The sequence below is a fragment of the Roseixanthobacter glucoisosaccharinicivorans genome (assembly GCF_043195095.2).
GTDB lineage: Bacteria > Pseudomonadota > Alphaproteobacteria > Rhizobiales > Xanthobacteraceae > NCEH01.
Window position 1 is genome coordinate 567,089 of record NZ_CM195538.1, and the last position, 14,653, is coordinate 581,741.

Sequence of the window (14,653 nt, forward strand, 5' to 3'; positions counted from 1 at the left end):
TGACGATCGCTCCCGAACAGAGCCATGCCATGAATGTCGATCGGTGCTAGCGCTCGGTGAAGAAGGTCATGAGCACCTTGCCCTCATCGCCGGTGAGGCACAGGAAGCGATGCACCTTGTCGGTCTTGTCGCGCTGAATATAGGCTTCACCCATCAGCACATGGCGCACCCGCTCGGTGCCGACGGTCGAATCGGCCTCGGCGACGGTCAGGCCGTCCACATCAATGAAGATATCCTCGATCGAGGGCGAGCGCTGGCGCAATACCGCCAGCGCGCGCAGCTTGCAGGTGCGCACCAGGGCGGTGTCGGAGGAGGCGGGCACCGCCGCCTTCTCCTTGGGCACGTCGGCCGCGGAGCCCGGCGGCGCGGGGACCGGCGCCGGCTGCGGCAAGGGCGCGGGGGAGGGGACGGCCGCCGGGGCTGCGGGAGCGGGAGATGAATTCGCGGGCGCCTGCGGTGCGGGCGCTTGCGCCAGCTGCAGCATCCCGGACAGCTCGGACCGCGGCGGCAGCGCGTATCCCGCGCCGGCCTCCGCCGAAAGGGCCGGTTTCGCCATCACCGCCAGGGTGGTCAGGCAGAGCAGGGCCAGCACCAGTAAGATCAGAATCGGCCGCGTGACCTGGGCGGTAGAGAGCAGCGGGATGCGGGTATCCCGGTCGAACGCCGCCACCGCGCGGGCGACCCGGCGCTGCGCGGCTCCCGAAGGGGGGCACTGAGGTTTGATGGGATCAGGGTGCCAGATCCGTCGGGTCTGCGCGGGCATGAGATGTCCTTGGTGCGTGGTCTGATACCAACGCCCGGACAGGCCATTTTGTGCCGCTGACCCTTGCCGAAATGCCGCTGATCGCTGGGGAATGCGCGCGACACGCCCTTGGGCCGGGTTCCGGCCCGGCGTTTACCCGCGTCGGGGGCATTTACGTCGCGTGCCTCGTGCACAAGCGCCGGCCCTCGGGCCGCACCGTTCGCGCGTTGGCCGGTGCGTTTGCGCCAAGCTGAAGCGCCGACGCATCGGCGCCCAAATCGGCGGCGCCCGCGAGCGGCGCGGCCGCCGATCAGCGCTTCCCGTCGCTGCCGTCGCTCGCCTCGTCCTCACCGTCCTCGTCTTCCTCTGCGTCTTCCGCGTCCTCGTCCTCATCGTCGGAGGGCGCGATCAGGCGGTCGAGGCAATCCATGAACTCATCGCCGATCTGCTCCACGGTCTCGCTGTCGAGCGCGGGATCGCACGGCAGCACGAACCGCTGCTCGCCCTCGTCGGTGGTGACATCGAGAATCAGCGCGCTCGGCATGTCCTCGGGGTGCAGGAAGCTGATCCGCAGGCCGGTGAGGATCAGGGCGGGAATATCGGCCATCTGGCGCTCCGAGAGGTATGGGTGCGATGATGGGGCAGGAGGTAGCACGAATTGCGGCCGCCGACACCGCCTGCCACGCTTGCGTCACACACAATGGAACCGGCGCCGGGTTGCCGGGCAGCGGGCGAGTGGCCTAAAGCATCGGCCCGATGACCTACCGCCTGGATATCGACGGCGTCCGCGCCATAGCCGTGCTGAGCGTCCTGCTGTTTCACCTCGGTGTTCCCGGCGTGCCCGGCGGGTTCGTCGGCGTCGATGTGTTCTTCGTGATCTCGGGCTATCTCATCACCGCGAACATTGTTGCCGACGTGCGCGGCGGCGCGTTCTCGCTGCTGCGTTTCTATGATCGCCGCATCCGCCGCATCGTGCCGGCGCTGACGCTCGTGGTGCTGGCGACGCTGGCGGCGGGCTATTTCATCCTCACGCCCGGCGATTACGCGGTGCTCGGCCGCAGCGCGGCCTATGCGGCGGGCGGCCTCTCGAATTTCTTCTTTCTGCGCAATACCGGTTATTTCAATGCGGCGGCGGAGACCATGCCGCTGCTCCACACCTGGTCGCTCGGCGTGGAGGAGCAATTCTATGTGATCTGGCCATTGCTGCTGGTCGCGGCGCTCCGGTTCTCGGCGCGCTGGCCGCGCCTGGTGCCGGCGCTGATGGGCGCGCTCATCCTGGCGAGCTTCGCCTATGCGGTGCAGAAAGTGGGCACCAATCCCAAGAGCGCCTTCTATCAACCCTGGACGCGGGCCTGGGAGCTGGCGGTCGGCGGGGTCCTGGTGTTCATCCCCACCGCCTGGACGGGGGCCATATCGGCGCGCCTTGGCGATCTGCTGAAGCTCGCCGGCCTCATCGCCATTCTCGCGCCGATCCTGCTGCTGACGGCGCAGAGCCCGTTTCCCGGCGCCAATGCGCTCGCCCCGGTGCTCGGCACGGCGCTGCTGCTTATGCCCACGTCCACCCCGACCCGGATGTCGCGAGCGCTGGCGCTGGCGCCGTTGCCGTTCGTCGGGCGCATCTCCTATTCGCTCTATCTGTGGCACTGGCCGATCATCGTGCTGATGCGCCATTACCAGAACGGCGATCGGCTGAACCTCGCCTGGGGCGCTGCGGCGCTGGTGCTGTCCTTCCTCGCCGCATGGCTCTCGTGGCGGTTCGTGGAACAGCCGTTCCGCCGCATGCGCCCGGCGCCGCGCCTCAGCATCGGCGCCGGAGCGCTGACGGCCGGCGTGGTCGCGGCGGTGGGCTTGGGGCTGTTCTTCACCGGCGGACTGCCCGGCCGCGTCTCCGCGCAACTGCAGGCCATGGGATCGAAGGACCGCATGTGGGACTGGGCCTGCCCGCAGCACGTGCCCGAGGGACCCGCCAAGGGCCTGTGCGCTGTCGGCGCGCCATGGGCGAGCGCCGGGACGCGAGCGATCATCTGGGGCGACAGCCATGCCGAGCAGTTGATGCCCATGCTGGATGTGGCGGGCCGGCAGGCCGATACGGCGATCGCCTTGTTCCGCGCCTGCCCGGCGATCATCGAGGCCGGCGGCATCCGGCGCGATTTCGCGGGAATCCCGACCTATAATGAGGATTGCCGCGCCTCGCGCGCGGCGGTGCTCGCCCTGCTGAAGGCCGCGCCCGACATCACGCTCGTCATTCTTGCTGGCGCGTGGCCGTCCACGGCGCAAAACCTCTACCGCCATCCCGGTGAGGCGGTGGGCTTCGAGGCCGGTCGCCGCCTGCTTCTGGAAGGGTTCGACGATCTGATGCCGCGCCTCGCCGCCCCCGGGCGACGGGTGCTGGTGATGGCCGATATTCCCCATTGGGCGAGCGATCCCGTGCCGTGCGTGGTCGCCAACGACGGATCGCTGCTGCGCGCGCCCTGTACCCGCACGGTAAACAGCCTCGCCGCGCCCGATTATGATGCCTTCCAGCGCGAGGTGAACGGCGTGTTCCGGTCCATGCGCGGGCGCTATGGTCCGTCAACCACCATCGCCATTCCCGCCGACGCGCTATGTGGGCCGCAGAGCTGCCAATCCACGGTGGAGGGCGAGTTCTTCTATTATGATCTCGACCACGTCCGCCGCAATCTCTCGCCCGCCGCCACGCGGGCGTTCGCGGCGCGGCTCGGCCTTGCGGATCTGCTGCGGGCGGGAACTGCTGCCCCGTTCGGCCCGCGTGCGGATCAATAGGATTGCGCGTCCCGGCTTGCTTTCAGTGACTTTTAACGACGAGACAGGCGCATGATGTGCGTCAATGATAGGGCAGTGATGCTGAGCTAAACCGGTCGGCCTTGGCCTGTCGCTTTTTCTGTTCGCAGGAGCCTATCCGTGCGCTGTCGTCCGATCGCACTTCTGTTCGCGCTCCAGATCGCCTTTGGCGCGCTCTGCATGGGTCCTGTCGCCGCGCAGGAACCGAAGAACCTCGGCGACCGGCTGCACGGGCTCTGGCAGAAGCTGGCCGGCACCAAGCTGCCGGCCGATATCGCCACCACCAACGGGCGGCTTGAGGCCGAGCAGGTGCTGATCTCCGCGAAATTCGCCGGCCGGGTGCTTCAGGTGCTGGTGGAAGAGGGCCAGACGGTGGAACGGGGCGCGGTGGTCGCGCGCATGGATACGGCGGAACTCGATGCCCAGCTTTCAGGCGCGGAAGCCCAAGTGCGCCGCGCCGAGAAGGCCATGAGCGAGGCCCAGGCCGCCATCACCCAGCGCGAAAGCGAAGTGCTGCTCGCCCACCAGGAATACGACCGCGCCGCGACCCTGAGCGAGCGCGGCTATGGCACCGTCCAGTCGCTGGACCAGCGGCGCAGCCAGATGAACGTGGCGGAAGGTGCCAAGCGGGCGGCGCAAGCCAGTTTCGACCAGGCGCAGGCCGCCGCCGACAGTGCGCGCGCGGACGTGGCGCGCATCCGCTCCCAGCTCGACGATTCCGTGCTCACCGCACCGCGGCGCGGACGCATCGAATACAAGCTCGTGCAGTCCGGCGAGGTGGTCGGCGCCGGCGCGCCCATTGCGACCCTGCTCGATCTTTCCGATGTCTATATGACCGTGTTCCTGCCCGCGCGCGTCGCCGGGCGGCTGGGCCTTGGCGACGAGGCACGGATCGTGCTCGATCCGGCGCCCGATTACGTGATCCCGGCAACGGTGTCCTTCGTCGCCACCGAGGCGCAGTTCACGCCCAAGACCGTGGAAACGGCGGACGAGCGCGAGAAGCTGATGTTCCGCGTGAAGCTGAAGATCGCGCCGAGCCTGCTGAAACAATATGAGGCGCAGGTGAAGACCGGCGTGCGCGGCAGCGCCTTCGTGCGCACCGCCCGCACGGCAGTGTGGCCGGCGGAACTTGCCGTGAAGCTTCCCCAATGAGCGCGGCGGCGGTCCGCTTCGCCGGGGTCGTCCATCATTATGGCAAGACGGTCGCGCTCGGCGGCATCGACCTTGAGATTCCCGCCGGCTGCATGACCGGGCTCATCGGCCCCGACGGGGTCGGCAAATCCACCTTGCTCTCGCTCGCCGCCGGCATCACCAAGATCCAGGCCGGTTCGGTGGAGGTGCTGGGCGCCGACATGGCGAACCGCGCGGCGCGGCGCGTCACCGGCGCGCGCATCGCCTTCATGCCCCAGGGGCTGGGCCGCAATCTCTATCCGACGCTCTCGGTTGCGGAAAATCTCGATTTCTTCGGCCGCCTGTTCGGCCAGGGCGCGGCCGAGCGGCGCGCGCGCAGCGCCGAGCTGCTCGCCGCCACCGGCCTTGCGCCCTTCGCCGACCGGCCGGCGGGCAAGCTTTCCGGCGGCATGAAGCAGAAGCTCGGCATCTGCACCGCGCTGATCCACGATCCCGACCTGCTGATCCTGGATGAGCCGACCACCGGCATCGACCCGCTCTCGCGCCGCCAATTCTGGGATCTCGTCGCCCGCATGCGGGCGCGGCGGCCGGGCATGAGCGTCATCGTCGCCACCGCTTACATGGAGGAGGCGGACGCGTTCGACTGGCTCGCCGCTTTGCACGACGGCCATGTGATCGCCAGCGGCAGCCCAAACGAGATCCGCGCCCGCGCCGGTGCCCCGACGCTGGAGCGCGCCTTCGTGGCGCTTTTGCCGGAGGACGCGCGCAGCGCCGACGGGCCGGTGGTGGAGCGCCCGCGCGTGCCGCAGGACGGCGTGCCGGCCATCGAGGCGGAAGGGCTCACCTGTCGCTTCGGCGCCTTCACAGCCGTGGACCATGTGAGCTTTCGCATCGAGAAGGGCGAGATCTTCGGCTTCCTTGGCTCCAACGGTTCGGGCAAGAGCACCACCATGAAGATGCTGACCGGCCTGTTGCCGGCAAGCGAGGGCGAGGCGCGCCTGTTCGGCCAGACGCTCGATGCCGGGGACATGGAAACGCGCCGCCGCGTCGGCTACATGTCCCAGGCCTTCTCGCTCTATACCGAACTCACCGTGCGGCAGAATCTGATGCTGCACGCGCAATTGTTCGAGCTGGCGCCCGACACCATCGTGCCCCGCGTCGAGGAGATGCTGGCCCGCTTCGACCTGTCCGGCGTCGCCGACACCCGGCCCGAGAGCTTGCCGCTCGGCATCCGCCAGCGCCTCCAGCTCGCGGTCGCGATCATCCACCGGCCGGAGATCCTGATCCTGGACGAGCCGACTTCCGGCGTCGATCCGGTGGCGCGGGACGGCTTCTGGCGGGAGCTGATCGCCCTGTCGCGCGACGATGACGTCACCATCTTCCTCTCCACCCATTTCATGAACGAGGCCGAGCGTTGCGACCGCATCTCGCTGATGCACCAGGGCAAGGTGCTGGCGGTTGGAACGCCGGACGAACTGAAGGCGCAGCGCCACACGCAGTCGCTGGAGGAGGTGTTCATCGCGGTCTTGGAACAGGCCGGCATGGGGCAGGAGGGCGACGCGGCCGCGCCGGAGGCCGCCGTCCCGACCTCCTCCGGTCCGCCGCGCCGGGTCGATCCGCGCCGGATGTGGGCCTATGCGTGGCGCGAGACGCTGGAGATCCTGCGCGATCCCGCCCGTCTCGCCTTCGCCTTCATCGGGCCGGTGCTGCTGCTGTTCACCTTCGGCTATGGCGTGTCGTTTGACGTGGAACACCTGCCCTACGCCGCCTTCGACCAGGACCAGAGCGCCCAGAGCCGGCAATTGCTCGAAAGCTTCCAGGGCTCGCGCTATTTCACCGAGAAGGCGCCCATCACTTCGACGACACAGCTCGACACCCGCATGAAGAGTGGGGAACTCTCGGTGGCCATCGAGGTGCCCGCGGATTTCGGCAAGCAATTGCAGCGCAATCGCCAGCCCGAGGTGGGCGTGTGGGTGGACGGGGCCATGCCGTTCCGCGCCGAGACCACGCGCGGCTACGTCTCCGGCCTTGCGCAAACCTATATGGCGGACGAGGTGCTGCGCCGCTATGGCCATGCGGTGCCGCTCTATCCCATCGAGATCGACACCCGCTTTCGCTATAATCAGGCGTTCAAGAGCGTGAACGCCATCGTGCCGAGCGTGATCGTGCTGATGCTGGTGCTGATCCCGGCGGTGATGACCGCGCTTGGCATCGTCAAGGAGAAGGAGACCGGCTCCATCTCCAATTTCCAGTCCACCCCGGTCACCAAGGTGGAATTCCTGCTCGGCAAGCAATTGCCCTATGTGTTCATCGCCTTCCTGAGCTTCCTGTCGCTGGTGGTGCTCGCCACCTTGTTCTTCCAGGTGCCGCTGAAGGGCTCGTTCGCGACTTTGGCGCTGGGCTCGCTCGCCTATGTGTTCGCCACCACCGGCTTCGGCCTGTTCGTCTCGAGCTTCGTTTCCAGCCAGGTGGCGGCGATCTTTGCGACCTCGATCCTCGCCATCCTGCCGGCGGTAAATTTCTCCGGCCTGCTGGTGCCGGTGTCCTCGCTCTCCGGCGGCGCGCGGCTGATGGGGCTCGCCTTTCCCGCCGCTTGGTATCAGCCGGTGAGCGTCGGGGTGTTCGCGAAGGCGCTCGGCCTTGCCGATCTGTGGCCCAATATCGTGGTGCTGGTTCTGTTCGCGCTCGGCTTTATCGGCGCGGCAGTGCTCGCGCTGCGCAAGCAGGGGGCCTGACATGCGCGCCCGCCTCATGCGCATCTGGCGCCTCGGCATCAAGGAGCTGTTCAGCCTCAAGGCGGATCCGGTCCTGCTGGGGCTGATCGTCTATACCTTCACCTTCGCCATCTATGCGGTGGCCACCGGCGCGAAGTTCGAGGTGGAGAATGCCGCCGTGGCGGTGGTGGACGAGGACCAGTCCGCGCTCTCCCGGCAGGTGCGGGCGGCGATCCTCAAGCCCTTCTTCAAGGAGCCGGTGCTGATTGGCGCGAACGAGATCGACCGGGTGATGGACACCGGCCGCTTCGTGTTCGTCATCGAGATCCCGCCGAAATTCGAGCAGGACGCGATTTCCAACCGGCATCCGACGATCCAGATCGACGTGGACGCGACCGCCATGTCCCAGGCGGGCAATGGCGCCTCCTATCTTCAGAACATCATTCTCCAGGAGGTGAGCGCCGCCCTGCCGGGCACCACCCAAGCGCTGCCCATCGCCGTGGTAATGCGCGCGAAGTTCAATCCGAACCTCAAGTCGGCCTGGTTCACGGCGGTGATGCAGGTGATCAACAACATCACCATGCTGGCGGTCATCCTCTCCGGCGCGGCGCTGATCCGCGAGCGCGAGCACGGCACCATCGAGCATCTGCTGGTGATGCCGGTGACGCCGATCGAAATCATGCTGGCGAAGATCTGGGCGAACGGCCTCGTGATCGTGGTCGCGGCTATTCTCTCGCTGCTGGTGGTGGTCGAATATATCCTGGCGGTGCCGGTGCAAGGCTCGCTCGCCTTGTTCATCCTGGCGACCGTCACTTACCAATTCTCGGTCACCGCGCTCGGCATTCTCATCGCCACCGTGTCCACCTCCATGGCGCAGTTCGGCCTGATCGTGATGCCGATCCTGATCGTGATGAACCTGCTCTCGGGCAGCACGACGCCGCTGGAAAGCATGCCGACGTGGCTACAGAACGTGATGCAGTTTTCGCCCTCCACCCATTTCGTGGCGCTTTCGCAGGCGATCCTTTATCGGGGGGCGGGATTGGCGATCGTCTGGCCGCAGCTGCTGGCGCTGCTCGCCATCGGCGCGGCCTTCTTCGCGCTCGCCGCCCTGCGGTTCCGCAAGGCCCTGCTCGGGGCGCAATGAGGGTGCGGGGGTAGTGTTGATGCGGCTCAATGCAGCATCCCGGCCGTGGGCCACAATGCGCACCACACTTCATACAGCGGGAGCCGCGGGAGGCGACCATGCGCGTTGCGAATGTCATGACCACGCCGGTCATCAGCGTTGAACCCACCACATCCATCGCCGATGCCGCGCGGCTAATGCTGGCGCAGCACATCAGCGGCCTGCCGGTCGTCGCCAAGGACGGCACGCTCGTCGGCATGGTCACCGAGGGCGATTTCCTACGGCGCGCCGAACTCGGCACGCAGGTCAAGCGCTCCTGGTGGCTGGAATTGCTCGTGAGCCCCGGCACGGAGGCGGAGGAATATGTTCACGCCCACGGCCGCAAGGTGGAAGAGGTGATGACCTGCGACGTGCTCACCACCACGCCGGATGCGCCGTTGTCCCAGATCGTCGAGACCATGACCAATGCCCGCGTGAAGCGCCTGCCGGTGGTCGACCATGGCAAGCTGGTCGGCATCATCTCCCGGTCCGATCTGCTGCGCGCGCTGGCCGCGGCTCTGCCCACGGCATCGGCGGAGCAGACGGACGATGCGCGCCTGCGGGCCGCCATCCTCGATGAACTCGCCAAGCAACCCTGGAGCGGCAGCGGCCTCATCCGCGTGCATGTCGAGAAGGGCGTATGCGAACTGCGCGGCACCATTTTCGACGATCGCGAGCGCATGGCGGCGCGGGTCTGCGCGGAAAACGTGCCAGGCGTGACCAGCGTGGTCGATCAATTGGTCTGGGTCGAGCCCATGTCCGGCATGGTGATCCTGCCGCCGGGCGCCGACGCGGCCGAACGCGGCGCGGCCTGAGGCGCCGCCGGCACGCCCGAAGGGGAGAGCGACATGAAGGCCATGGTCCTCCACGCCATCGGCGCGCCTTTGGTGCTGGAACAGCGCCCCGATCCCGTGCCCGCCGCCGGCGAAATCCGGGTGCGTGTGGAGGCGTGCGCGGTGTGCCGCACCGACCTGCACGTGGTGGACGGCGACCTGCCGAACCCGGTGCTCCCCATCGTGCCCGGGCATGAGATCGTCGGCATCGTGGAGGCGCTGGGCGAGGGCGTAACGGCGCCGGCGCTGGGAACGCGGGTGGGGATTCCCTGGCTCGGCCATACCTGCGGGCATTGTCCTTATTGCGCCTCGGGCCAGGAAAACCTGTGCGACGCGCCCGCTTTCACCGGCTTCACCCGCGATGGCGGCTTCGCCTCCCATGTGGTGGCGGATGCCGCCTTCGCCTTTCCGCTCGACGGCTTCGAGGACCCGGTGGCGGCCGCGCCCTTGCTGTGCGCGGGGCTGATCGGCTGGCGCTCCCTGGTGAAAGCCGGCGAGGGCCGGCGCATCGGGCTCTACGGCTTCGGGGCAGCGGCCCATATCCTCGCCCAGGTGTGCCGCTGGCAGGGACGTGAGGTCTATGCCTTCACCCGCGCGGGGGACACGGCGGCGCAGGCGATGGCGCTGTCCCTCGGCGCCCGCTGGGCCGGCAGCTCGGACGAAGCGCCGCCCGAGCCGCTTGACGCCGCCATCCTCTTCGCCCCCGTCGGCGCGCTGGTGCCGGCCGCCCTGCGCGCTGTCCGCAAGGGCGGGCGGGTGGTGTGCGGCGGCATCCATATGAGCGACATCCCGCAATTCCCTTATTCCATCCTGTGGGAGGAGCGGCAGGTGGTGTCCGTCGCCAATCTTACGCGCGCGGACGCCCACGAATTCCTCGCCCTCGCGCCGAAGGCCGGGGTGAAGACGACCACCACGCTCTACCCACTGGAACGGGCGAACGAGGCGCTTGCGGACCTGCGCGCGGGGCGCTTCCAGGGCGCGGCGGTGCTGGTGCCTTAGGACGGTTGGCTTTCAGCGGCGTGGTGGCTCGTCGAGGCGCCTGACGACAGGTGCGCGCGATTGTCTTTCTTTCACTGTTTGTCATGGCCGGGCCTGTCCCGGCAATCCACGCCGGGCCGCTGGCGGGGCCTGGAAACGCTGGCACCAATGGTGCCGCGTGGATGCACGGGACAGGCCCGTGCATGACGATGCTCTGCTGCGATCGTGCCAAGCCACAACTGTCGATCCGTCCTCGAGCGCTTTTAGCGCCGCAGCCGCGCCGCGATGCCCAGGCCCTTGGCGAGCTCCAGCAGCAGCATCATGGCGATCGCCGCCGCGAGCGCGATGCCGACCCCGGCGAGGCCCACGTCGCCGAAGCGGAACAGCGCCGCGGCCGGCGGCACGCCGAGCACGATCCCCAGCATCACCGTCGCCAGCCCCATCACCGCGACCAAAGCGGAATTCGGGCGCGTCACCGCCGTCAGCAGCGAGGAACTGAAGGAGCGGTCCACGATGATCAGCACGACGCTGGCAAGGACGAGGGTAAGAAAGGCGCGCCCGCGCACCACATCCGGCGGCAGTTCGGCGTATAGCGACAGCACATAGACGCCACCTGCGGCCGCGAAAGCGACGAGCCCCTGGATCAGGCTCCAGGCCATCAAGGCGAGCGGCAGCAGCGCGTCCGTGGCCTTGCGGGGCGGGCGCTGCATCAGATCCGGCTCCTCCGGCTCGGCCTCGAAGGCGATGGAGCAGACCGGGTCGATCACCATTTCCAGGAACGCGATGTGCAGCGGCCCGAGCAGCGGCGGCAGGCCGAGCGCGAGCGGCAGGAACGCGAGGCCGGCGATCGGCACATGCATGGCGAGCACATAGCCCATGGCCTTGCGCAGATTGTCGAACGTGCGCCGGCCCAGGCGGATGGTGCGTACGATGGAATTGAAATCATCGTCCAGCAGCACCATCGCCGCCGCCTCGCGGGCGACGTCCGTGCCGCGCCCGCCCATGGCGATGCCGATGTGGGCCGCTTTCAGGGCGGGCGCATCGTTCACCCCGTCGCCCGTCATGGCGACGATGGCGCCTTGCGCCTTCAGGGCTTCCACGATCTTCAGCTTCTGCTCCGGCACGATGCGCGCGAACACCGCCGCCTTCGCCACCGCCGCCGCGAAGGTTGGTGGATCGAGCGCGGCCAGTTCGCGCCCGGTCACCACCGGTTCGGCATCAAGGCCGGCGGCGCGGGCCATGGCGGCGGCGGTGGCGGGATGATCGCCCGTGACCATGGCAATGCGGATTCCGGCCGCCCGGCATTCGCCCACCGCTTCCCGGACGCCGGGCCGCAGCGGATCGGCCAGCGCGATCAGGCCCTGAAACGCAAGCGCCTGCCCTTCCAGCCGGGTGTCCGCCGTCGCGTGCACTTCACCGTCCGCAAGGCCGAGCACCCGCAGGCCGCGCCCCGCCATCTCGGCGGCGGCAGCCAGGATCTGAGCCGCTTTCTCGGGAGGCAGGCGACACAGGCGGACGATGGCCTCCGGTGCGCCCTTGGCCGCGAGCCGGGGCGTCTCCTCGGCCGCGCCCCAGACGCGCCCCATCGCCGGAAGATCGTCGCGCAGGTCGAAATCGCACACCGCCGTCTGCGGCCAGGGCGGTGCGATGCCGGCGCGGGCCGCGAGATCGTGGAAGGCGCGCTCCATAGGATCGAACGTGCGATCCCGACTGGCGCGCGCCGCCAGCAGGACGAGGTGCGCGGCCTCGGGCCCGAGGGCCGCGTCCGCTTCTGCAAGCGCCACCGGCGCGCCCTCGGTGTCGCGCAATTCCACCACGGTCATGCGGTTCTGCGTGAGGGTGCCGGTCTTGTCGGTGCACAGCACGGTCGCCGCCCCGAGCGCCTCGATCGCCGCCGCGCGCCGCGTCAGCACGCGGGCCTTGGCGATGCGGATCGCGCCCATGACGGTGAAGACCGTGAGAATAAGAGGAAATTCCTCCGGCAGCATGGCCATGGCGAGCGCGATGCCGCCGAGCGTCGCGCTGGTCCAATCGTTGCCGGCAAGGCCGTAGAGAACGGCGGCGAGAATGCTGATGGAGATGCCGGCCACCGCGAACAGGCGCACCAGCCGCCGGGTTTGCGCGCGCAGGCGCGGGGGTTCGCGCTCGATGGTGCCGAGGCTCTGGCCGATGCGGCCGAGTTCGGTCTTTCGGCCGATGCCGCGCACGATCCCGCGCCCCTGGCCGCGCACCACCAGCGTGCCGGAGAACGCCGCGCTGCGGTCGTCCGTATCCGCATGGAGCTCGCCCTCCCCGGCGATGGCGCCCGGCGCGGCTGCGGCTTTGCGCACCGGCACGGATTCGCCGGTGAGCAGGGATTCGTCGATCTCCAGCGCGGCGGTGGTGATCAACAGCGCATCGGCCGCCACCCGGTCGCCCTCGGCGATGACCAGCAGGTCGCCGCGCACGACCTCCCGGCCGGGGATGCGTTTTTGCATCCCCTCGCGGATCACCAAGGCGCGCGGGCTGGAGAGGTCGCGCAGGGCCTCGAGGGCGCGCTCGGTGCGCAATTCCTGCACCACCGCGATCAGCACGGACAGGGTGGCGAAGCCGAACAGGATCGCCGCCTCGGCCGGATCGCCCACCACGAAATACAGCAGGCCCGCCGCCAGCAGCAGCGCGAACATGGGTTCGCGGATGGTGTCGAGAATGATTTTCAGCGGCGAACGCTGCTCGCCCTGGGGAAGTTCATTGGGCCCGTCGCGCTTCAGGCGGGCGGCGGCTTCCACATCCGAGAGGCCGGTCTCCAGCTCCGGCGCCGAGGGGGAGGTCAGGTCCTGGCGTTTGTCCGCCGATTGTGGCATCGCCCTCTCCTCGTGGAGGCGCCGGCCCGCGATCGCGGGCGACCGCGAGGGCAGGGTAGGGGTGCGCCGGATCCGGGCGATTGATGCAGCGCAATCGCGGCCATTTTCCCTTAAGGAACACCAAGGTGCAACCGGGCGCTCGCCCCGGCTGCCAGCAAGACGGGACCGGAGGACAGGCATGGCGGTGCGTGAGATCGTGCGGTTTCCAGATCCGCGGCTGCGGCAGGTGGCGGCGGAGGTGACGCGGTTCGACGCCGCGCTTGCTGCGCTGGCGCAGGATCTGCGCGATACCATGAAGGCGGCACCGGGGATCGGCATCACAGCGCCTCATATCGGCGTGGCGGAGCGGCTGGTGGTGCTGGACCTGCCGGAGGAGGGGCAGGTGCGGGCCTATGTCAATCCGCGCGTCATCTGGGCTTCGGCCGAGCTGGGACGCCATCCCGAGGGCAGCGTCTCCATGCCGGGCGTGGTCGACGACGTGGAGCGTCCGGCGCGGGTTCGCGTGCAATATCAGGATCTTGAGGGAACACCCCAGGAACTTGAGGCGGACGGGCTGCTGGCGGTGTGCCTCCAGCACGAGATCGACCAGCTGGACGGCATCTTCTGGCTTCAGCGGCTTTCCCGGCTGCGGCGGGAGCGGGTGGTGAAGCGGTTCGAGAAGCTCACGCGGGCGGCCACCGGCGCCTGAGGGGCGCTATCGACCTCCGGGAAAGCCCGGATTGCGGTTCCGCGCGGGTGCGGCTAAGCCCTTGGCTTAACAGGCACATGGCGCATGCGCCGCCGGTGCGCGAGACGGAGGCGGCGATGGCTGAGGAGGCGGCGCGCGAGCGCATCGTCAGCGGCGAGAGCGAGCAGATGCTGGCCCGCCGGGCGGCGGCGACGCGGGCGATCATGGACGAGACCGGCATCGACGAGGCGATGATCCGCACCCTCGTCTTCACGTTCTACGCGCGTGTGCGGGCGGATGACCTGATCGGCCCGATCTTCGCGGCGCGCGTCGCCGACTGGGACGAACACCTTGAGAAGCTTTGTCTTTTCTGGTCGTCCGTGGCGCTGATGACGGGCCGCTACCACGGCCAGCCCATGCCGCGGCACTTGCCCTTGCCGATTTCCGGCGTCCATTTCGACCGCTGGCTCGACCTGTTCGAGGCGACCGCGCGGGAGCTGTGCCCACCGGCGGCCGCGCGCCATTTCATCATCCGCGCGCGCCGCATCGCCGACAGCCTGGAATTGGGAATCGCTTCTAAAAACAATGAGATCGCAACCCCGCGCCGGCGCCCCCCGCTGTCTTGAGCGGCGCGGCCGTGCGCCGACGACGCGGGGGCGCCGAATTTCATTCGCCCCGCGCGGAGGAACAGTGCGGTGATGGGCAATTTCGGCGGTCTTCCGCGGTGCCCGCGGCGATTTCCGTGAGATTTCGGCCGGCCGGAGTCCCGACCGCGCCTTTCTGC

General features: G+C 68.7%; 11 protein-coding genes. 8 read left to right on the plus strand and 3 right to left on the minus strand.

Features of this window, described 5'->3' with window-relative positions:
* Positions 1-46 precede the first annotated feature (46 nt).
* Together V5F78_RS02455 and V5F78_RS02460 are read right to left on the minus strand one after the other, a co-directional pair.
* Positions 47-763, minus strand: coding sequence for a hypothetical protein (locus tag V5F78_RS02455; RefSeq protein WP_394066848.1), 717 nt, complete (start codon positions 761-763; stop codon positions 47-49).
* Between the two features lie 289 nt (positions 764-1,052).
* A complete protein-coding gene (locus V5F78_RS02460; protein ID WP_394066846.1) occupies positions 1,053-1,349 on the minus strand; it encodes a hypothetical protein in 297 nt (98 codons plus the stop codon).
* 149 nt (positions 1,350-1,498) lie between these two features.
* On the opposite strand from V5F78_RS02460, the gene V5F78_RS02465 reads away from it, so the two are divergent.
* The 6 genes from V5F78_RS02465 to V5F78_RS02490 all read left to right on the plus strand — a co-directional run bounded on the left by V5F78_RS02465 (position 1,499) and on the right by V5F78_RS02490 (position 10,380).
* Positions 1,499-3,523: an acyltransferase family protein gene (locus tag V5F78_RS02465; RefSeq protein WP_394066844.1), complete on the plus strand. Its 2,025-nt coding sequence runs from the start codon at positions 1,499-1,501 to the stop codon at positions 3,521-3,523.
* 198 nt (positions 3,524-3,721) lie between these two features.
* Entirely contained in the window at positions 3,722-4,693 is a 972-nt protein-coding gene (locus V5F78_RS02470) for an HlyD family secretion protein (protein ID WP_394066906.1), read from the plus strand.
* Positions 4,690-7,407, plus strand: coding sequence for a ribosome-associated ATPase/putative transporter RbbA (gene rbbA / locus V5F78_RS02475; protein ID WP_394066842.1), 2,718 nt, complete (start codon positions 4,690-4,692; stop codon positions 7,405-7,407). Before V5F78_RS02470 ends, rbbA begins: the two co-directional genes overlap by 4 nt.
* 1 nt (position 7,408) lies before the next feature.
* Entirely contained in the window at positions 7,409-8,530 is a 1,122-nt protein-coding gene (locus V5F78_RS02480) for an ABC transporter permease (RefSeq protein WP_394066841.1), read from the plus strand.
* Between the two features lie 98 nt (positions 8,531-8,628).
* Positions 8,629-9,363 carry a CBS domain-containing protein gene (locus V5F78_RS02485; RefSeq protein ID WP_394066840.1) on the plus strand — a complete coding sequence of 245 codons (735 nt, stop codon included), beginning with the start codon at positions 8,629-8,631 and terminating at the stop codon, positions 9,361-9,363.
* Between the two features lie 33 nt (positions 9,364-9,396).
* Positions 9,397-10,380 (plus strand): zinc-dependent alcohol dehydrogenase family protein, encoded by a 984-nt coding sequence (locus tag V5F78_RS02490; RefSeq protein WP_394066839.1) that lies wholly within the window; start codon positions 9,397-9,399, stop codon positions 10,378-10,380.
* A gap of 242 nt (positions 10,381-10,622) precedes the next feature.
* Here the strand turns inward: V5F78_RS02490 and V5F78_RS02495 are convergent, their stop codons facing one another.
* Positions 10,623-13,202: a cation-translocating P-type ATPase gene (locus V5F78_RS02495; RefSeq protein ID WP_394066837.1), complete on the minus strand. Its 2,580-nt coding sequence runs from the start codon at positions 13,200-13,202 to the stop codon at positions 10,623-10,625.
* A 178-nt stretch (positions 13,203-13,380) separates the two neighbouring features.
* On the opposite strand from V5F78_RS02495, the gene V5F78_RS02500 reads away from it, so the two are divergent.
* Positions 13,381-13,890: a peptide deformylase gene (locus V5F78_RS02500; protein ID WP_394066835.1), complete on the plus strand. Its 510-nt coding sequence runs from the start codon at positions 13,381-13,383 to the stop codon at positions 13,888-13,890.
* Between the two features lie 116 nt (positions 13,891-14,006).
* On the plus strand, positions 14,007-14,495 hold the full coding sequence (locus tag V5F78_RS02505) for a group III truncated hemoglobin (RefSeq protein WP_394066834.1): 489 nt from the start codon (positions 14,007-14,009) through the stop codon (positions 14,493-14,495).
* Positions 14,496-14,653: the final 158 nt, after the last annotated feature.